Genomic DNA, 18,430 nt, shown 5'->3' with positions numbered 1-18,430 from the left:
TCTCCTGTCGTACGGCTGCGTCTCGTAGCCACGTTAACCACCTGCCAACTGCTGTCCTACCGTCCCCAGACTGCGCACGCGCACCTCTGGAGGAATCTCGCCCGGTGAAAGTACAGTTACTTTGGGCAGAAACGGTTCCAGCCAACGCCGCAGGTGATAGCGTGCCGGCGAAGGACAAAGAAGCACGGGAATTGCCATTGGTGTGGCATCGCCTGTTAGGCGTTTCACAGAGTCCAGCAACGGACGAAGAAAGTTGGTACTCAACGGAGCGCTGCGTGTATTGCCACCCAGTAGCCGCACAGCGCCCTCTGGATCAAAGGTCCGTATGATCTGCTCTTCCAGTGAGCGTTCCAGGGTCAGTACATTCAAACCGCCTTCAGCATCCAGAAGAGGGCGCACAATATTCCGCGCCAACACCTGCCGTATCTGCTCCGTTAGGAAAACCACATCTTTCGATTGCGGAGCGTACTCCACGATAGTTTCCAGAATTGTTCCCAGGTTGCGAATGCTCACTTGTTCACGCAACAACTGCTGCAACACCTTTTGAATCTCGCCCAGCGTCATCAACTTGGGCAGCAACTCTTCCATCAACTTCGGATAACTCTCGTTCACCGAATCCAGCAAACGCTTTGTCTCCGCACGCCCCAGCAACTCATACGCATTCCGGCGGATCAACTCCGCCAAATGCGTTCCAATGACCGCGGTCTGATCCACCACGGAATATCCAGCGGCCAAAGCTTGCTCTTCTAATCCCGGATCAATCCATCGGGCAGGCACACCAAAAGCGGGCTCGCGTGTCTCCATTCCCGGTATCACGCGTGCCTTGGGGTCGCTGTTCACGGCAAGCATGCAATTGCCTTCCGTCTGCCATCGTCCAATCTCATTGCCGCGAAGCTGCACAACATACTCTCGCGGACGAAGTCGAAGATTGTCCGTAATATGAACTGGAGGAACAATGAACCCAAGCTCCGTGGCGAGATGTCGACGCAGTGCTCGCACACGGTTGAGCATCTGGCCATTTTGTTTTTCATCCACCATTGGAATGAGTTGAAATCCGATTTCGAGAGTTAATTCATCAACCTTCAGAAGGCCCGTGAGGTCCTCTATTGCTGGTGCACCCGCAACAGAATTGCCTGTTGCTCCTGCAACCGCATCCTCAGCCACCTTCAAACTCTCTGCAGGCAGTGCGCGGCCAAAAAAGAAGACACCTAGAGCTACCAGCAGAAATGGGATCTTCGGAATTCCTGGGATCAAGGCCATCGCAGTCAACACACCGGCAGTAAGAAACAAAACATTCCTCTGCGAGAAGAGCTGCGTGTTGATCTCTTGATCAAGCGTTCCCGAACTGGAAGCGCGGGTCAGCACCAGGCCACCGGCCATCGACACCAACAGACTCGGGATCAGGGTTACCAGACCATCCCCAACTGTCAGGATCGTGTACGTTTTGACTGCGGTCAGTAGATCCACACCTTGCTGCAATACACCAATCAGCAGTCCGGCAATGATGTTGATGGCGGTAATTAAAATCGTTGCCATGGCATCGCGTTGATTGAATCTGGCGGCTCCATCCATGGCGCCGTAAAACTCCGCCTCTCGCGCAATGTTTTCCCGGCGCTTTCTGGCAGTCTGTTCATCAATCAGGCCAGCATTCATGTCCGCATCAATGGCCATCTGTTTACCGGGCAACGCATCCAGAGTGAAGCGCGCCGTCACCTCTGCCGTACGCACCGCACCATGCGACACAACCAGAAACTGAATCGCAATCAACGCGAGAAACAGCACGAATCCCACGACATAATTGCCACCCACAACAAACTGCCCAAAGGCCTGGATCACATCGCCAGCGGCAGAGGTGCCTTCACTTCCATGCAGCAGAATGCGACGACTCGATGCCAGATTCAGCGAAAGCCGGAACAGCGTCAGCAATAGCAATAACGTTGGAAATACAGACAGATCGGTAGCTTTCCTAACCTGTACCGCAGTCAGGAAGACAAGGAGCGATGCTGTAATTGACACAGCCAGAAGCAGATCCAGCAAGACCGCTGGCAGCGGTACCAGCATCACAAAGATGGCACACATTGCGGCAGCAGGTAGAAGGAGTGGCTTCGCATGAACCAACATGCCGAAGCGCTTGCTTTGAACCATCTCACTCATGAAGACTCTCCGGTTGTGTCTGACGCTGCAGAATATTCAGTCAAGCCCAGCATCATGCGAGTGGGTGCTGCGTATCCATAACTGCGGTGATGTGTTGCATGGGACGACGCGCGCTGACGGCTCTCGCGGAAAAGGAATGCAAGAATCGCTGCCACCGCGGAATACAGTTCAAAAGGAATGTCTCTGCCCTCGTCCACACTGCGATAGAGCGCGCGCGCCAGAGGTGGATTTTCCACGATCGGTACACCAGCCCATCGTGCTTCTTCACGAATCTCCAGTGCATGCAGATCGCGCCCTTTCATCAGCACCTTGGGCGCAGTCATCGTGGCAAAGTCAAACTGAAGCGCAACGGCATAATGCGTAGGGTTAGTAATCACCACCGCGGCCTTCGATAAATCGGCCTTCACGCGACGTCCCCGCATGGCGCGCTGAATCTGACGAATCCTGCCCTTGGTTTGTGGGTTCCCGTTTGATTCCTTCACCTCTTGCTTGACCTCTTCCTTGGTCATCTTCAGTGAGGTATTCCACGATCGCCATTCATTGATGTAGTCGATGGCAGACCAGCCAAGTGAGATCCACGCCGCCTCCAACGCCACTCCATACGCAGCTGACAATGTACTGGGAAGTCTTGCCTCACTCATCACGGGCATAGGCAAAACAGAGCGACGAAGCGCCATCGATGCAAGCGCTGCCACTGCAGCCGCAGGGATCAACGACTTTGCAAATCGCAGAACGGAACGCGCCGAAAACAGATTTTTAATGTTTGTTGCCGGATTGAGGCGACCTGGCTTCCATGCAAGCGCAGCGCCATGAATCTGCACTCCTCCCGTCTGCATGGCACCAACGGCAATCGCAGCAAACAACGCGCCTGCAAGTACCACCGCCACAGGTGTAACGCCAGGAAGAAGTAGCTCGGGAAGAGCCCGGCTCATACCTTCCGGTGTGTCATAGGAGCGCATACCAAGGTGCACCGCAGCCGTGTACGCATTACTCCAGCGCATCGCAAACTGTTCTGCAGCACCGCGCAACAGTAGTAACCCACCTACCATCGCAGCAGCATTCGTCAACTCTCGACTACGGACACCTTCGCCCTTCTCGCGCGATTTTCGTTTCCGCTGCTCGGATGCCTTTTCTGTGCGCTCGCCGCTCATAGCCGGATGTTCCTTTGAGCTGTATCCAGTAACGCTGCGAAACGATGCTCAATCCACAACGGCCACAATGACAGGCCACCGATGAGTACGATGTACGAAACAATGGTCTTCACTGGAACAGAGGCGATTTGCGCAGGCATCGCAGGTGCAAGTCGACTCACCAATCCCACCGCTACTTCGACAAGAATGGCTGCAGCAAGAACCGGCGCAGCCAGTTGCACTCCTGAGAGAAATATCCCGGAAGCCATCGCGGCAAAAGCCTTTGCAGACGCAATCCCCGCAGGCGCATGTCCCAGCGGCACAGTTGTCAGCGTGCGCAGCAGGGCTGCCAGCATCGTGCGATGTAGGCCAGCAGCAAGCATCACAAGCATGCCAAGCCAGTTCAGCACGGTACCTAATACTTCTGTTTCAACCTGCGAATTTGGATCAACCAGATTTGCAAGAGAAAAGGAGAAAGCCGATCCCATCAACGCAGCACTGAACACTAAGGCTTCCGAGAGCAGCATCAATGTCAGACCGAAACACAATCCCACCACGACTTCACTGATAAGCGCAGGACCCGAGAGTGTTAAATGGGCATTCGGCTGGAGCGCCGCCACGGGTGTAATCACAATGGTCAGCACAAGTATCAATACCGCTTTCACGCGGGCAGGAATGGCAACCGAGCTAAACACCGGCAGCGTCACCATTGCACTCCCGAAGCGCAATAGAACCAGCACGCCGGCTTCAAGGAGTGGTTTCAGCGCATCTTGATCTGTTACCTGCATGCTTATCCGAGATACCGATGAAAGTCTGACCACAGGTGCAGCGTGTAGGTCGTCGCGTGTCGCAGAAACCAGGGCAAACTAATCAATCCAACAGCGAAAACAACAAGCAACCGTGGTACCGCCGTGATGGTCTGTTCCTGAATGCCAGTTAATGTCTGCATCAGCGTAAGCAATACACTCACCATGCATCCCACGATCAACAGAGGCGCACTCAACAACAACGCTTCCAGCAGAAGATGCCGCATCAGTTCCGTCACCATATCCGGGCTCATCGCGTATCTCCTGTCAAAAACTCTTCAAGAGTGAACTTGCAAGCAGATGCCATCCATCCACCATGACGAACAACAGAATCTTCACGGGCGTGGAGATTACAGTAGGCGGCATCTGCAACATACCGATGGACGTGGTCACACTGGCAACCACAAGGTCCACTAATAGAAATGGAAGAAAAAGTATTGCCCCGATCTGGAACCCGCTCTTCAATTCACTCAGCATGTATGCCGGAACCACCACCTGCATCGGCGCATCCTCACGTCGATGCAAACGTGTCGGCTGCGATGCCGCCGCAAACAATTCCAGATCTTTATCGCGTGCATAGCGCAACATGAATGTCTTCACAGGAACCGTGGCTTTGCTAAGTGCGTCTTCCCCAGACATCACACCGGCACGATATGGTGCAACCGCCACATCGTTCACCTGCGTAATCACGGGTTGCATCAGAAACCAGGTCATCATCAACCCCAATGCCATCAGGACCTGATTCGACGGGGCTGTTTGCGTTCCCAGTGCCTGTCTCAAAAAATGGAAGACAACCAGGAGCCGAATCAATGGCGTCATCGCCAGAAGAATCGCAGGCGCCAGTGTCAACAGCGTAAGCCCAACAACAACCGTCCATTGCGAACTATGTCCTGTCGCAAGAGCCTCGGCAATACTTTGAGCTCCGGCAGGCTCTGCGACTTTCGTCGCAGGACGATTCGACGTCGCGGCCCCTCCTTCTTTGCGCTTCCCAACAGCCTCTGGCTTCGCAATTTTCTGCGGAGAACGAGCAACATGCACAGCGTTTGCCGCGCGCAATGCCGGCGCCGGTGGGTGCACCCAGAACGAATGCGAGCTTTGTCCCATCAGCGACACATGTGCGACAAGCAGAAGTGCAAGTGCCACCATACGAATGGTTCGTATCAACGCCTGTCCTCCGCGGCAAAGCGCTGGGTTAACGGAACAGGTGCACTTAGACCATCCGCAACAAGAAAGCGCTGGCCTTCACATTCCAGCAGGTGAACACTTCGCTTTGTTCCAAACGAAAGTGTTTCAATATGCCGGAGTGATTTCTCCCGCGACCGAGTTTTGGCAAGTGCTTTGACAAAGCGCCGCAGCTGATACATCCAGGGCGACACGGAGATAGCATCTGCTTCTGTCGATACATCAAAACCGTTTTCAGTACGGATAGGGAGGACCATGCTGTTCCAATCAGTCCAGACGCGTGAGTCGAACAGCCATCTGTCCATCAACGTTATCCAGTTCGGCATGCCCCAGTAAGGCATCACCAACACTGACCGGAACATCCTCCGCGGCCGAGACACCAGTGAGAAGCAACTGCCCCTGCCGCAGGTCTCGCAAACCGAGCAATCTCCAACCAAGCAATGGAATCGTCACCGACAACCGAAACGGAATGTTACGTACCTGTCCTCGGATCAACGAGCCGCCCGATACGGCAAGCTCCACGGTCTTCTCAGCCGACTGCTGCGCAGCCGTATTTTCAAAGTCGTTCATCCTCGCTGCACCAGAAAATCCGTAAAGTAGACCTCAAGAACCGGTATCTCAATATTGCGTTGCTTGTATTCATGCTCTAACGCCTTCTTCAACGTTTCCCTGCCGTCTGGAAGCAGTAATTCGTCAGAAGTTTGCCGACTAAGTATTGCCAGCGTCGTATCTCTTAATTCAGTAGAAACGGTATCGATTGCCTTCGGATCCTTCTTCTCTTCTTTCTTCTCAGCCTTCTCTTCGTCCTTAATCCTCAAACTTACCGATGCACGTAAATACGCATGGCCACCTGCGTCGGAAAGATTAACGATCATCGGCTCCAACGCAAGAACGTGCGATGCAGGTGGCGCAACCACGATGATGGGGGCAACGGCCGATTGAGTAGGCGCAGCCTGAGCTATGGCCCCAAGCTTGCCCGAGCGAATCAGATAGAAGCCCCCGCCGCCCACAACACCCAGGGTTAACACCGTGGACAGGAGCACCGGAATCAGGATCACTCCAAGTCCCACCTTCGATGGGGTTGGAGTAACGATTTCTGTGGTTGTTGTATCAACAGTTGCTGCGTTGGACATGCCCAACGCGATGCATGTCGTGGACCAAAAAGAAGAAGACCGCATTAGTCGAAACTAAGGCGATCTCATCTCAAATGGAGTCACTGCTTACCGAATCATGTTGATCGTGTCCTGTGTAATTGTGTCAAAGGCGGTGACGGTCTTCGAATTTGCCTCGAACGAACGCTGGGCAACGATCAGGTTCGCAAACTCCGTAGAAATATCCACGTTGGATTGCTCTAACGTGCTATCCGAAATGCTTCCACGACTTCCTGCTCCAGCAACCCCAATATCCATCGCTCCCGACGCCTGATTTACCGAATACAGGTTACTCCCCAGGCGTCCTAGTGATTCTGGGCTTGCGACGGTCGCAATCGCGATTTGCCCTAATACTTCCGTGCCACCATTCGTGTAGGTCGCTCGCATCACGCCCTGGGCATCCACGGAAAAGCTCTTATAGGTTCCAGATGGATAGCCATCCTGCAAGCTTGAATTTGTGCTGGAGGTTCCGGCGCTTTGCGTTATCAGACTGTTACCGTTTGCATCGCGCAGCGACCAACTCAACGTCATGTCACCAGCGCCTCCAGCAAGTCCGCTAAAGCTGATCCCCGCTACGTCTCCAGTGGGTGAAGCAAGTGTTCCGTCCGAATTAAACTCAAGCGTTCCAGTGTTATTCGATGTCGTCGCAGCATCCCCGCCCGGCATGGCAATGCTATAACCCCATTCGTTATTCGCCGTTTTCGTAAACGTCACACTCACATTATGAGCTGTTCCCTGCGAGTCATACATCGGCATAGAGGAGGTATACGTAGCACCCACGTCAGAACTCGAATTGAGACTCGTCGTGAAAGAAAATCCAGTTGTTGGGTGTGCCAATTGTGTCTTTGCTGTCGGCACATTCATCTGAATGAGAGCAGCATTCGTATCGAGAACTCCATTCACTACGGGATATCCCATAACCGAATAGCCTTCGCTCGTAGTGAGATTTCCCGTGGGACTCAACTGAAAGTTCCCGGTCCGCGTCAACTCATTCGTTCCGCTCTGCTGGACAACGAAAAACCCGTTTCCATTAATCGCCATATCCGTTGCGTTTCCGGTGGAATTCAGGTTCCCCTGGGAGAAGTCGCTACTGATAGATGAGACACGAGTACCGATGCCGACCTGCATGGGAGCGCTTGACCCGGACGTGCCGATTGTTTGATAGAACATGTCGGCAAAGTTAACGGTCTCTTTTTTGAACGCCGTAGTATTCAGGTTGGCCAGGTTGTTTCCGATCGTGTTGAGTGCGGTAGAGTCCGCCTGCAATCCGCTGAGTGCAATAGAAAATGAGGGCATGACAGTATCTTCCTTTCTTCGATAAGTAACTGTTGCTACGACGCGCTCGTCGTAGAAGTGGATCCGCCGAGAGAAGTAAGTTGCTTATTCACATCGATAAGCTGCTGCAGGCTATTCACACCCACTAATTGAGAAACATACTCAGTTGGGTCTGAGGGCTGCGTAGGATCTTGGTTCTTGAGTTGGGTGACCAGAAGGGTCAAGAAATCAGTAGAAGTAATCGTTGTCCCATCCGTCGTGGAAGAATCGCTATTGCTGCTTCCACTCCCCTGGGTAGCAAATGCCGTTGCGACTGCGTGGGCGCTGTTTGAAATCGTATTCATTTCACCTCTCAAATATGGATACTTAAATGGCTTAGTTCTGTCTGTACTGCTTGCGTCATCGGAGCCGATAAGACAGCTATCGGCTTCTCTTCGTCTTCCTCGTCAACTCTGTTGTGCGGATCGTGATTGCGTGCAGAAGAACCAGAGCTTTCATCACGATAAGAAAGCGAGGTCTGCGCTCCGGTTCCGGCTGAAGTATTCGCATCGAAGCCACCAACTTCTGAGATATGCTTCACCCCCTCCACGCCGTTTATCTGGAGGGAATGCACAGGTATCCGACTTTCTTCCAGAAACTGATGTAACTCGGCAGGACTGACGGAGGAACTTACATGAGAGCCATTCACGACGGCATGCAGAACGCCTTCCCTCATTTCGGCACGCACTGAGATATCCCCCAGCATTCCATCTTTCCACTGCAAATCAAGATGGCTCACCGGAGCGCTGACAGTCGATGGCGTTAATGTTTCCGCAGCCGTCAACGTCGGCTCATCGTCCGAAACTATGAACGACCCATTCGATCTCGTCTCCCGCAACAGGGACGCATGAAAAATAGCAGCGGGCTGCGGAGAAGAAACAACGAAGGATGGCTCCCGGAGACTCGTAGTACGACCAGCCTTCGTGTTACTTTCTATCGCAATTGCATCGTGGGAAGAGCTCTGGTCGTCCGCGGAAGATAAGACACTCGCTACAACCTTATCCACCTGGTCCGTGGGCTCATTTTTCTGAGACGCCACTTGCGCCATCGCCACTGGCCACTTAACAGAGCTTGATGGTGCAATCTTCTGAGAAGACGTTGCTGCGCCTCCTGCAACCGGGGAGTTTACCAACGATACTGCCGGTGCAGGAGGTGCTTGCGTATTGGAATCGATGGCGGCACTACTCACGTTCACCACGGTTACTTCTGTCGAAACAGGAGGGATTGTCTCCGAGGCCGCGGTTCGTTTAGACGGCAATTTACTTTTTATGGGAACCTCGGCATCCGTCTTTCGGTCGGGCTTTCCTGTCACCGATCCTTTGGGCATGGGAGGCACAAGGATCACCTGCGGTTCGTCGTCACCGGATTGCGGTACGGCAGGACCATCTGGTTGCAGTTCACTGCCTGGCGGTGCTGCTGCACTGTTCTCTGTGGAGTTCGATGAGACCTGCTGAACAGCAGACTTATCAAGCGCGTTGGGTGCTGGCTGCAGTACGGGCAGAACCACACTATCGTCACTCACAACCAAAGAAGAAAGGTCTGTCGACTTTCCGCTACCCGTTACTACTGTCGCAGCAGTATCCACAATATTTGGCAGCGGAGGAGTTACTTCCCCTGCGGTTTGTAGCTCTAGTAATAGGTCCTTGAAAGGAAGTGAAACAGGTAAACCGTCACCTTTAAACGCTGCCTCAGATGTCACACCTGGCATCGTAGTCGGTATACCGGAAAGAGGAATCGTATTCGGCAGCATCACACAGAGATAGGCATTCGTAATGCCTATCTCGATAAGCATTTCTATGTAGGTTCTAACGGGAGACTTATTTTCCCTCGCGAATTTCCCACCAGCCGCGCTACTTCTTCCAGTTGCTGCTGCTCCTTGCGGCTCGTGAACACACGTTCTTCGCGGACTGCACGTGCCATCACCTGCTCCACCTGGCGCAACTCGCGCCTTAGCTGCACCTCGTTCTGCGCCACAACTGCCACTGCCTGCTCCCGTGTGCGTTGGTGTTGAAGCATCTGCACGGATGCAATCGACGACAATGTCGTTCCTGACCGCGCCATGAGCCACTGCTCGTGATCTCCATCCACCATCGCCGTCATTTGATCGGTGCGGTATGCGGATATTCGTTGTTGCCCGTCGGTGACCGCCTGCATTGCCACAGCGACTTCCGCCTGTGCCATTTTCAGCACAAGAACTGACCGTTGGTGCAGTTGGTCCCGAAGAGACACGATCCTCTCCAGACGCTTCCTGCGCACACTCATGCCATCTCCGGAAGTGCCATCAACCGATCCACTGCATCGTTAAATGACGATAATTCCAGCGGCGTTTGCTCCATCAGTGACCGGAAGCGAGGACGCAACGCAATCGCACAATCCAGCTCAGGATCGGCTCCGGGTTTGTACGCACCCACACGAATCAGGTCTTCACCTTTCACATAAGCGCTCATCAATCTACGTACCTCACGCGCTCTCTCTTGATGTGGGGCGGTTGCCACCGCAGGCATCAACCTGCTCAGCGATCGCAGAACATCGATGGGCGGGTACATCCCTTCACCTGCCATCTCACGCGAAAGAACAAAATGACCATCCAGAATGGAACGAGCACTATCCACCACGGGATCCTGCTCGTCATCGCCCTCCATCAACACCGTATAGAAACCCGTGATGCTTCCATTCGCAAAGTTTCCAGCCCTTTCCAGCAAACGTGCCAACTTCGCAAATGCAGACGGAGGATACCCCTTCGTCGACGGTGGCTCGCCTGCGGCAAGGCCAATCTCTCGCGCAGCCATGGCAAAACGCGTTACGGAATCCAGGATCAGCAATACATGTTTCCCCTGCGACGCAAAGTATTCCGCAGTGGTTGTCGCCGCCAGCGCACAGCGCATGCGCATCAGCGGTGATTCATCCGATGTTGCAATATGAACCACGGAACGTTGGCGTCCCTCTTCACCAAGAGAGTCTTCCAGAAACTCAATTAGTTCTCTGCCTCGCTCCCCCACTAATCCCACAACGGTAAGATCTGCGGCAGTATTCCGCGTCATCATACCCAGCAGAGTGCTTTTACCAACACCCGAACCACCAAAGATGCCTATCCTCTGACCACGCGCAACGGTCAACATCGTATCGATGGCACGCACGCCTGTGCCAAGAGGTTCAATCATGCGAACACGTTCTAAAGGGGCCGGCGCATTGCGATCCAGCGGTAGCTGCATACTCCCATTCACCGGTGGCAGACCATCCACGGGCAATCCATTTGCATCCAACACCCGCCCCAGCATGTCCTCGCCAACACTCATACCGGCACGATGCCGACTGACGCAGACGCGATCACCATAGCGAATCCCGGCACCGGATGTCAGAGGCATGGAAAGTACATGCTGGCCACGAAACCCGATCACCTCTGCCAGATGCCGCTTTCCTTCCGCCGTCTCAATCTCACAGCAGTCGCCGACAGAGCACGGCGGCCCAACAGACTGCACATAATTTCCGTTCGCCTCCACCACTTCGCCATAAAGGCGAACCGGTACGGCATCTCGAAGCTGGTGAAAAAATGTTTCCAGCGCCATCAGCTTATACAACCATGGCGGGTCTGCAACGGAGCAGTTCAAAGAAGCCCCGCTCAATTTCCGCCAACTGTGCCTTCAGCCCAAGCTGCACGCTTCCGCTGCGGGTCTTCAACACAGCTTCACCTTTTGTCATATGCTCATCGGGTTCAATCTGAACGGCTGTTGCCACCTTTTCCAGCATTTCGTTCCAGCACTGAGCTTCTTCTGCGGCAACCCGCAACACCGCTTCGCTTCCATCCGCTACCTGCTCTAGCGCAACACGCGCCGCACCTGCCAGCAGCGTAGGGTCCATTGCTGCCTCACGATGGAGAACACGCTCTGCAATCGCCAGGGATAGACGGACCACTTCACTCTCCACTTCGGTGAAATAGCGTTTCTTCTCCTCCTCGAACTGCTGAACCATTCGCGAAACCGCTGCGCGTTCTGCCGCAACCTTTTGTTCCATCTCCGCTTTCAAACTTTCCATAGCCTCACTCCGACCGCGTTCATGAGCTTCTCGGAGCGTCTGATCCAGTGATGGAATTGGATCGGCCACAACGGTTGGTTCCATCGCCATCGCAACTTCCGATGCCGCCACGCCCTCCTGCACATTGCGAAATGCAAGAGGTTCCACCTTCGGGTCGCACCCGGCTTTATCGTCCCAGATCACCGTCAGCCTCCACCTTCAGAATCATCTTGCCCTCAGCCTCCAGCTTTCTGGCCAACGACAGCAGATCATGTTGCGCCTGAGCGACATCGCGTCCACGGACAGGGCCGAGAGTCTCCATGTCCTCCTGCAACATCTCCACGGCGCGCGAACTCATTGCGGCAAACAAATGCGCCTTGAGATTCTCATCGGCAGATTTCAGTGCCAGCGCGAGCATTCTTTTATCGGCTGCACTGACAAGCTCACGAATACTTCCCGGCGGCACCGTCAACAGGTCCTCAAACGTGAACATCAGGTTGCGAATTCCCAGTGCCAGCGTGGGTTCCTGCTGCTCAATACTGTCCAGAATGCTGCGACTCGCATTGCCCTCCATCCGATTCAGCAGATCGGCCACTGCCTTGAATCCCGCATAGGATTGCCGGCCCGTTGAGCCCAGTGCATGGATTCGCTTGTAAAGAATCATGGCGACACGTTGCGCCATCTCCGGTGAAAACTGGCGCATCTCAGCAAGACGGCGTACAGCCTCCACGCGTAGATCCTCTGGCAATTGCATCAGTACCAAAGAGCCACGTTTCGGGTTCAGATGCGCCAATACCACCGCAACGGTCTGAGGATGTTCTCCCTCCAGGAACTTGCTTAACTGCGTGGGATCCATCTTCTGCAAGGCCGCAAGGTCACTCGCCTTATCTTCCACGCTTGCACGGTTGGTATCGCGAATCAGTTCCTGCGCGCGCTGTCTGCCAAATGTCTCTGTGAGCAATCGTGTGGCATAATCCATGCCCCCACGCAACATGTATTGCTGCGTCTCCTGCAGGCCATAAAATTCCAGCAATACCTGCGTCTGCTCTTCCGGGCTGATATCACCCACACGAGACAGCTCTTCGGTCAGGCGCTGCACCTCCAGTTCACCCAGCTCACGCAACAATGCCTTCGCAGTTTCCTCGCCCAGGGTCACAATCAGGATGGCCGCCTTGCGCAGGGGTGAAATATTCAGCAGCGGCATCTCCGGCAAAGCCAGGCGAGACGAAGGAGAAGGTAATGCAACCGGTGTCGGAGTCATTTAGTCCAACTCCTCGCTACCAGCCCTGATCCAGGAACCGATTAATCTCGTGTTGCTTTTCGGCTCTGCCTTGATCTGTTCCGTCACACGATCAAAGATATGCTGGGTGTTCATGTGGGCGCCGCTTCTTCCTAACACGGCTTCATTCGCAATCGCCTCTTCCGCCGAAGCTGCCGCCAACATTGGACGTTCCGGCATAGGCGCCCGTAACAGGCTTTGTGTCTGTTTCGTCAACGGTCGGAGTACCAACATCCCCAACAGCACAATACCTGCCAATGTTGCCAATGCTCGTGGCAGCGTAGGCTGTGTTCGCAACAGCTCCGTCGTCGACGTTGTAAATCGTGACCAGCCCGACACCTGGGCATCGTCGTTATTCCCGGAAAATGCCAGATTCTCCAGCACCACGGAGTCTCCCCGTCTCTCGTCATATCCCACGGCTGCCTGCGCCAATTGCTGCAGTTGCTTCATCTCCTCCGCGGTGCGATGCTGCCATGCTGTGTGCAGTTCTTTCCCACTCATCTGTCGAATCTCGCGGTCATTCACCACAACCGCAGCAGTAATACGTCGTATACGTCCAGGTGACTCGGCAGTATGGCTCACGTGTCGTGTCACGGCATACTGCGTACTCTCTTCATGCGAGTTCTGTGTCTGACCAGACGTTGCAGTCGATGGGGATGGTCCTGCAGCAACCGCCGCGGTCGTACCGTTGAGTGGAGCATTTTGCGCCGTTGGTTGCGCTGCGGGTGTGTTGCTTCCCGTGCCGGCAACACCACCGGGTCGCGATGCCTGCGCAAGCTGCTCCGTCCGCTGCATACTTAGCGGAGCAGAGAGTTGCGGATCATAAACCTCATCGGTGTGTTCTTCCGATCCCTGCACATAGCTGATCGAAACCGTCGCATGAACATTGCCTGCACCCGCCATCGGCTCCAGCACCTGCGTCAACTTGTTCTGCAGCGCAATCTCTTCTTCGCGATCATTGGCGGACGCAGCATTTGCAGCGAAGTCCATGTGTCCGTCCGCGTCCACCAGCGTCACGGCTTCCGGCTTTAAACCCTCAATCGAACCTGCAATCAGATTACGAATCGCATCACTCTGCTCCCGTGGCAGATTCGATCGCCGCAACTTCAGCACAGCCGAAGCCTTTGCAGGCTGATCTTCCGACGCAAACGCACCCTGCTTCGGCAACACCACATGCACCCGCGCTGAACGCACCGATTGCAATGTTCCAATCGTGTGCTCCAACTCTCCTTCCAGCGCACGCTGATAATTCACCTTTTCATCGAACTCGCTTCCGACCCAGTTCGGCTTATCAAAAAGCTCAAACCCCATGCGCCCGGATTGCGGCAGCCCCGACGACGAAATCGCAACGCGAGCCTTGTCCAGTTGCTCCACCGGAACCTGCAGCGCCGTTCCATCCGGCGTGATCTGATAGCGAATCCCTGCCGCGCTCAATTGCTGTTGCATGGTCGCAGCATCTCTGCCATCCATCCCGCTGAACAGGACGCGCCAATCGGTACGCGTACTCCACCACACGGAAATACCGGACAGGACCAGCAACGCTGCGACACTTCCCACCAACAGATGCCTGCGGGCAGGCTCCATGGCACTCCATCGTTCACGGAACGTCGCCAGCATCGCGTTGCTGCGACTCATCGCCGTTCCTGGTTCCATCGTCGCTGCCATCGTTCCTCGTCCGTCGCGTTAAAACTGCATCTGCATCATCTGCTGGTAAGCAGCCACGGCTTTGTTACGCACCTGTAGCGCAAGTTCAAAGGTCAGGTCCGCCTGCTGCGTTGCGATCATGGCCTCGTGTACATCCACACCCTGACCACTCAACAATCCCGTCACCGCCTGCTGTGCCTTCGTATCGGTAGCGCGAATCTGCTCCTGTGTCGCCTGCACCATATTTCCGAAGACATTTGAAGACGAAACGCTCTCCGCAGAGTTTGGCCCCGCAGCCACCGGAATCCTGCTCTGCAAAAGAGCTTCACGAAGCAATGTGGGATTTTGAATCGGCAACATCTTTTTCTTTTCCTTCCGTTTACTTCAGTAAGTCAATCGAAGCGCTCAACATGCCTTTTTCGGCCTGCAAAGCACTTGCATTCAAGCCATACGAGCGACTGGCGCCCATCAGATCCACCATCTCCGTCACTGGATTAATATCCGGAAAAGAGACATAACCATCTGCATCTGCATCCGGGTGCGAAGGCTCATAACGTCGCAATGCCGGCGCCTCGCTCTTAAGTATCTCTGCTACTTTCACACCACCTTCCGGCGTACTCGCATCGTTCACACCAAAATTTTTCATCGCGGAAGCAAATGGGTTTTCTCCCACGCTCTGCAACACAACACTCTGCCGCTGATACGGAACTCCATCTTCGGTTCGCGTGGTCTCGGCATTCGCCATATTTGCAGCCACCACGTCGGCCCGCACGCGCTGTGCCGTCAGGGCCGAACTCGTCACCTGCATCATTCCAAAAAGATTCATTTAGTTAGGCTCACTTACCATCTGACTTGATCGCTTCCATCATTTGCGAGTACTGATGCCGAAGCAGTTCCACACCGGTTCGAAATTGCAATTGTGTCTGCGCCATCAGCGTCGATTCCCGATCGAGTGAGACATTATTGCCATCCGGCCGCGATGTCAGTCCACCAACATCACTTACCGTCGGATCACCAACAACACTGTGCGCATCCAGCGCCTTCCCAAACTCACCCTGAAAGTCCAGGCCCTGCGTGCGGTAGCCAGGAGTGTCTACATTGGCCATATTCTCCGCGGTCAGCTTCATCTGCTGTGTCGCAAGCGTTAGATAACGCTCCAGTGCATCCGCTGTCGGCATCTCAAGCATCAAAATCTTCCCTTCGCTCAAGTCAGAACGACTTACTGACGATGAAGCAAGCAGAAGACCAAGAGTTAAGCCGCTCCTGTGAGCGGCCTAACTGCAATAGGAAGGTTGATTGCGAATCTTCTAATGTTGCATAGCGGGCATACACCCCGGCAGCCGTATATGTTCCGGCCGAATGCCCGCTTCCTCGCCGCAAAGAATCACTGCGCGATGGATCATGTGACCAAGCTCACGAACATTGCCCGCCCAGTCAAGATCCATTAACAGTGAAAGAGCTTCGCTGCTGATGGATTTGCGCGGCATAGTGTCGCCAAGTTTGCGCAGTGTATGTTCCACCAGCATGGGAATATCCTCGCGCCTCTCACGCAACGCGGGTATCTCCACGGGAAATACAGCAAGGCGATAGTACAGATCCAGCCGGAATCGATGATCATGCGCGAGCTCTTCCAAAGGCTGATGCGTGGCCGCGACAATGCGCACATCCACGCGAATGGGCTCATTTTCGCCCACCTTCTGAATCTCGCCATTCTCCAGGAAGCGAAGCATCTTCGCCTGGAGCGGCAGAGGCATCTCTCCGATTTCATCCAGAAACAGCGTGCCACCATGCGCCGCTTCAATGCGCCCCATACGCGATGTCACAGCGCCCGTAAACGCGCCACGCGTATGACCAAACAACTCAGCTTCCAACAAGTGTTCCGGGATCGCAGCGCAGTTCAGCACCACAAATGGTTTTCCTGCACGAGGGCTCAATCGATGCACAGCCTTTGCAACCAGCTCTTTTCCCGTACCCGTTTCTCCCAGCACCAGAACGTTCGCGGCATGCGGAGCCACCAGGCGAATCTGCTGCGCCAACTCCCGCATCTTCACAGCATCGCCAACAAATTCTGGAAGATGCATCCTGACCTCTTCCGAAACCTCAGGCTGCACTACTTTGACCGCAGTCACAGGCGCAACAGATGGTGGCGTCACAGGCGCATGCAGCCAGGCCGCACCATCAAATCCCCCCGTTGCAGGTGCGGTTTCCATGCAGCTTTCCTGCGCCTCTCGCAGTGCATGCAGAAGCTCATTGCGACGCGCACTACGGGCTGCAGAACCGTTGCAGCTACCGTCCATCTGCAACATATCCGTCGCCGGGCAAAGGGTCGCCGCATATTCCGCAAACTCCGCCGCATCAAGGTCCGGCAGCCAATGATCCACGATCATCGCCTCTGGCGCCATACTTCCAAGATGCATCATTGCCTCGGCCCCGCCAGACGCAGGAAATACATTCCAACGCATGCCTGCAAGCAAAGAAGAAAGCTTGTGTCGCAACTCCGTATCCGGAATCACCAACACCACGGAACGCTGTTGAACCGATGCCGCCGCTACAACACTCATTGCGATCCCTCCGCACGCAAACGCGCTGCTGCCTCACGTACGCGTTCCAGCTCCGAAACCGCTCGACGGCACTCCGTGCGCGCTGTGTTTAACGCATCCTGAATCTGCTCCGGCGCAGTGCGAAGAAAAGCCATCTCCACGGCGAACAGCAACGCGGTCATAGGCTGTGAGAGCGCGTGGATGGCGTCATCCAGTTCTTCCAGCGCAACATCCTTCATGGTCAACTCCATCTGATTCATGCAACCTCCAGGGCTGCATGAAAACCAGCAGCCGGCATTGCGTTGAATCGTGGCGCATCATTTTTATTCGCGGCAATGCAATATCCCTCGCCGCGCATCGTCTGCACCAGCCGCGACGCGCCGACGGTGCTCAACTTGCGGCGAAGATAATTCACATACACATCCACCACATTCGTTCCAGCATCCGGGGACATCTGCCAAACGTTCTGCAGCAATTCACGTCGCGACACAGCGCGGCCCTTCTGTAACAGCAAATACTCCAGCAGCATGAATTCCTTCGAGGTAAATTCCAGCACCTCTTCCTGATACGAAACAGTGCGCTGAATGCGATCCATACGCAGCCCCGCGCACTGCAACACACCGGCTGCGGACCCCATCCTGCGTCGGCCAATCGCGTTACAACGCGCTAATAATTCATACATAGAGAATGGCTTCAACAGATAGTCATCCGCGCCCAGATTCAAACATTCAATCTTTTCCGATAGCTGCGACCGGCCTGTCAATACCAATACAGACATGGACGCAACCCGGTCGTGCAGTGCCCGCAGTACATCCACGCCATCCATCTGCGGCAGGCCCAGATCCAGCACTAACAGATCAGGCATATCTTCCTGAATGCCTTCTAATGCACTTGCGCCATCTGCAACTGCGCGAACGGTGTGTCCTTCCAATTCAAGCGCCTTCTTCAAAAACAAAGAAAGTGCCGTATCGTCTTCTGCCACCATCACTCTCATTGCTGCTCCTTTGCGTCCATTTCTGCGATTCATCTGTCCATCTGTGGCAGGTGAGCTTTTCAATCCGTCACCTGTCTCCATCTCAAGATGACGCGGACATGAGAGCAAAACAATCATTCACTGGCGGCAGTGTGTGCGAGTCGTACCACATCGGGAACAGCTACGCCACCCCATTGCCTATCTTGGTGCAAAAAACTTTTACCTTGCAGTTCGCCTTTTATTCGC

The 18,430-nt window shown here is 54.5% G+C and carries 22 protein-coding genes; all 22 read right to left on the bottom strand.

Translation table 11 applies throughout. The annotated features are described in order from the left end of the window. Positions 1 to 33: 33 nt before the first annotated feature. Entirely contained in the window at positions 34 to 2,154 is a 2,121-nt protein-coding gene (gene flhA, locus AB6729_RS02920) for a flagellar biosynthesis protein FlhA (RefSeq protein WP_371080055.1), read from the bottom strand. Next, positions 2,151 to 3,305 carry a flagellar biosynthesis protein FlhB gene (locus AB6729_RS02915; protein ID WP_371080054.1) on the bottom strand — a complete coding sequence of 385 codons (1,155 nt, stop codon included), beginning with the start codon at positions 3,303 to 3,305 and terminating at the stop codon, positions 2,151 to 2,153. The genes flhA and AB6729_RS02915 overlap by 4 nt, the downstream gene beginning before the upstream one ends. After that, positions 3,302 to 4,072: a flagellar biosynthetic protein FliR gene (locus AB6729_RS02910; protein WP_371080053.1), complete on the bottom strand. Its 771-nt coding sequence runs from the start codon at positions 4,070 to 4,072 to the stop codon at positions 3,302 to 3,304. The genes AB6729_RS02915 and AB6729_RS02910 overlap by 4 nt, the downstream gene beginning before the upstream one ends. 2 nt (positions 4,073 to 4,074) lie before the next feature. Next, complete coding sequence (locus AB6729_RS02905; protein ID WP_371080052.1) at positions 4,075 to 4,344, bottom strand: flagellar biosynthetic protein FliQ; 270 nt, start codon at positions 4,342 to 4,344, stop codon at positions 4,075 to 4,077. Positions 4,345 to 4,357: 13 nt separating this feature from the next. Next, positions 4,358 to 5,254, bottom strand: coding sequence for a flagellar type III secretion system pore protein FliP (gene fliP, locus AB6729_RS02900; RefSeq protein WP_371080051.1), 897 nt, complete (start codon positions 5,252 to 5,254; stop codon positions 4,358 to 4,360). Then, on the bottom strand, positions 5,251 to 5,577 hold the full coding sequence (locus AB6729_RS02895; protein ID WP_371080050.1) for a flagellar biosynthetic protein FliO: 327 nt from the start codon (positions 5,575 to 5,577) through the stop codon (positions 5,251 to 5,253). Before AB6729_RS02895 ends, fliP begins: the two co-directional genes overlap by 4 nt. Further along, positions 5,540 to 5,842 (bottom strand): FliM/FliN family flagellar motor C-terminal domain-containing protein, encoded by a 303-nt coding sequence (locus AB6729_RS02890; protein ID WP_371080049.1) that lies wholly within the window; start codon positions 5,840 to 5,842, stop codon positions 5,540 to 5,542. Before AB6729_RS02890 ends, AB6729_RS02895 begins: the two co-directional genes overlap by 38 nt. Then, on the bottom strand, positions 5,839 to 6,405 hold the full coding sequence (gene fliL / locus AB6729_RS02885; protein ID WP_371080048.1) for a flagellar basal body-associated protein FliL: 567 nt from the start codon (positions 6,403 to 6,405) through the stop codon (positions 5,839 to 5,841). The genes AB6729_RS02890 and fliL overlap by 4 nt, the downstream gene beginning before the upstream one ends. Before the next feature lie 87 nt (positions 6,406 to 6,492). Then, a complete protein-coding gene (locus tag AB6729_RS02880) occupies positions 6,493 to 7,719 on the bottom strand; it encodes a flagellar hook protein FlgE (RefSeq protein WP_371080047.1) in 1,227 nt (408 codons plus the stop codon). Positions 7,720 to 7,754: 35 nt separating this feature from the next. Beyond that, positions 7,755 to 8,042, bottom strand: coding sequence for a flagellar hook capping FlgD N-terminal domain-containing protein (locus AB6729_RS02875; protein ID WP_371080046.1), 288 nt, complete (start codon positions 8,040 to 8,042; stop codon positions 7,755 to 7,757). Between the two features lie 8 nt (positions 8,043 to 8,050). Further along, entirely contained in the window at positions 8,051 to 9,529 is a 1,479-nt protein-coding gene (locus tag AB6729_RS02870) for a hypothetical protein (RefSeq protein WP_371080045.1), read from the bottom strand. 2 nt (positions 9,530 to 9,531) lie between these two features. Further along, positions 9,532 to 9,966, bottom strand: coding sequence for a hypothetical protein (locus tag AB6729_RS02865; protein WP_371080044.1), 435 nt, complete (start codon positions 9,964 to 9,966; stop codon positions 9,532 to 9,534). 29 nt (positions 9,967 to 9,995) lie between these two features. Next, entirely contained in the window at positions 9,996 to 11,303 is a 1,308-nt protein-coding gene (locus AB6729_RS02860) for a FliI/YscN family ATPase (protein ID WP_371080043.1), read from the bottom strand. A 4-nt stretch (positions 11,304 to 11,307) separates the two neighbouring features. Continuing rightward, positions 11,308 to 11,952: a FliH/SctL family protein gene (locus AB6729_RS02855; RefSeq protein WP_371080042.1), complete on the bottom strand. Its 645-nt coding sequence runs from the start codon at positions 11,950 to 11,952 to the stop codon at positions 11,308 to 11,310. Further along, positions 11,936 to 13,009, bottom strand: a complete 1,074-nt coding sequence (gene fliG, locus AB6729_RS02850; RefSeq protein ID WP_371080041.1) for a flagellar motor switch protein FliG — start codon at positions 13,007 to 13,009, stop codon at positions 11,936 to 11,938. The genes AB6729_RS02855 and fliG overlap by 17 nt, the downstream gene beginning before the upstream one ends. Beyond that, positions 13,010 to 14,692, bottom strand: a complete 1,683-nt coding sequence (gene fliF, locus AB6729_RS02845; protein WP_371080040.1) for a flagellar basal-body MS-ring/collar protein FliF — start codon at positions 14,690 to 14,692, stop codon at positions 13,010 to 13,012. It lies immediately after the preceding gene. 18 nt (positions 14,693 to 14,710) lie between these two features. Then, positions 14,711 to 15,031: a flagellar hook-basal body complex protein FliE gene (fliE, locus tag AB6729_RS02840; protein WP_371080039.1), complete on the bottom strand. Its 321-nt coding sequence runs from the start codon at positions 15,029 to 15,031 to the stop codon at positions 14,711 to 14,713. Positions 15,032 to 15,050: 19 nt separating this feature from the next. Continuing rightward, entirely contained in the window at positions 15,051 to 15,497 is a 447-nt protein-coding gene (gene flgC, locus AB6729_RS02835; RefSeq protein WP_371080038.1) for a flagellar basal body rod protein FlgC, read from the bottom strand. A 10-nt stretch (positions 15,498 to 15,507) separates the two neighbouring features. Further along, positions 15,508 to 15,858, bottom strand: coding sequence for a flagellar basal body rod protein FlgB (locus tag AB6729_RS02830; RefSeq protein WP_371080037.1), 351 nt, complete (start codon positions 15,856 to 15,858; stop codon positions 15,508 to 15,510). 120 nt (positions 15,859 to 15,978) lie between these two features. Beyond that, a complete protein-coding gene (locus AB6729_RS02825; protein ID WP_371080036.1) occupies positions 15,979 to 17,232 on the bottom strand; it encodes a sigma-54 dependent transcriptional regulator in 1,254 nt (417 codons plus the stop codon). Further along, positions 17,229 to 17,471: a hypothetical protein gene (locus tag AB6729_RS02820; protein WP_371080035.1), complete on the bottom strand. Its 243-nt coding sequence runs from the start codon at positions 17,469 to 17,471 to the stop codon at positions 17,229 to 17,231. The genes AB6729_RS02825 and AB6729_RS02820 overlap by 4 nt, the downstream gene beginning before the upstream one ends. Then, on the bottom strand, positions 17,468 to 18,205 hold the full coding sequence (locus AB6729_RS02815) for a response regulator transcription factor (protein ID WP_371080034.1): 738 nt from the start codon (positions 18,203 to 18,205) through the stop codon (positions 17,468 to 17,470). Before AB6729_RS02815 ends, AB6729_RS02820 begins: the two co-directional genes overlap by 4 nt. Positions 18,206 to 18,430: the final 225 nt, after the last annotated feature.

This window comes from Terriglobus sp. RCC_193, from assembly GCF_041355105.1.
Lineage (GTDB): Bacteria > Acidobacteriota > Terriglobia > Terriglobales > Acidobacteriaceae > Terriglobus.
This window is presented reverse-complemented; position numbering and strand designations above follow the sequence as displayed.

Excerpts from the sequence above, each read along its gene's own strand:
- flhA (WP_371080055.1), bottom strand. The coding sequence starts at position 2,154 with ATGAGTGAGATGGTTCAAAGCAAGCGCTTCGGCATGTTGGTTCATGCG.
- AB6729_RS02915 (WP_371080054.1), bottom strand. The coding sequence starts at position 3,305 with ATGAGCGGCGAGCGCACAGAAAAGGCATCCGAGCAGCGGAAACGAAAA.
- AB6729_RS02910 (WP_371080053.1), bottom strand. The coding sequence starts at position 4,072 with ATGCAGGTAACAGATCAAGATGCGCTGAAACCACTCCTTGAAGCCGGC.
- AB6729_RS02905 (WP_371080052.1), bottom strand. The coding sequence starts at position 4,344 with ATGAGCCCGGATATGGTGACGGAACTGATGCGGCATCTTCTGCTGGAA.
- AB6729_RS02895 (WP_371080050.1), bottom strand. The coding sequence starts at position 5,577 with ATGGACAGATGGCTGTTCGACTCACGCGTCTGGACTGATTGGAACAGC.
- AB6729_RS02890 (WP_371080049.1), bottom strand. The coding sequence starts at position 5,842 with ATGAACGACTTTGAAAATACGGCTGCGCAGCAGTCGGCTGAGAAGACC.
- fliL (WP_371080048.1), bottom strand. The coding sequence starts at position 6,405 with ATGTCCAACGCAGCAACTGTTGATACAACAACCACAGAAATCGTTACT.
- AB6729_RS02880 (WP_371080047.1), bottom strand. The coding sequence starts at position 7,719 with ATGCCCTCATTTTCTATTGCACTCAGCGGATTGCAGGCGGACTCTACC.
- AB6729_RS02875 (WP_371080046.1), bottom strand. The coding sequence starts at position 8,042 with ATGAATACGATTTCAAACAGCGCCCACGCAGTCGCAACGGCATTTGCT.
- AB6729_RS02870 (WP_371080045.1), bottom strand. The coding sequence starts at position 9,529 with ATGCTTATCGAGATAGGCATTACGAATGCCTATCTCTGTGTGATGCTG.
- AB6729_RS02860 (WP_371080043.1), bottom strand. The coding sequence starts at position 11,303 with ATGGCGCTGGAAACATTTTTTCACCAGCTTCGAGATGCCGTACCGGTT.
- fliG (WP_371080041.1), bottom strand. The coding sequence starts at position 13,009 with ATGACTCCGACACCGGTTGCATTACCTTCTCCTTCGTCTCGCCTGGCT.
- fliF (WP_371080040.1), bottom strand. The coding sequence starts at position 14,692 with ATGGCAGCGACGATGGAACCAGGAACGGCGATGAGTCGCAGCAACGCG.
- fliE (WP_371080039.1), bottom strand. The coding sequence starts at position 15,031 with ATGTTGCCGATTCAAAATCCCACATTGCTTCGTGAAGCTCTTTTGCAG.
- flgC (WP_371080038.1), bottom strand. The coding sequence starts at position 15,497 with ATGAATCTTTTTGGAATGATGCAGGTGACGAGTTCGGCCCTGACGGCA.
- AB6729_RS02830 (WP_371080037.1), bottom strand. The coding sequence starts at position 15,858 with ATGCTTGAGATGCCGACAGCGGATGCACTGGAGCGTTATCTAACGCTT.
- AB6729_RS02825 (WP_371080036.1), bottom strand. The coding sequence starts at position 17,232 with ATGAGTGTTGTAGCGGCGGCATCGGTTCAACAGCGTTCCGTGGTGTTG.
- AB6729_RS02820 (WP_371080035.1), bottom strand. The coding sequence starts at position 17,471 with ATGAATCAGATGGAGTTGACCATGAAGGATGTTGCGCTGGAAGAACTG.
- AB6729_RS02815 (WP_371080034.1), bottom strand. The coding sequence starts at position 18,205 with ATGAGAGTGATGGTGGCAGAAGACGATACGGCACTTTCTTTGTTTTTG.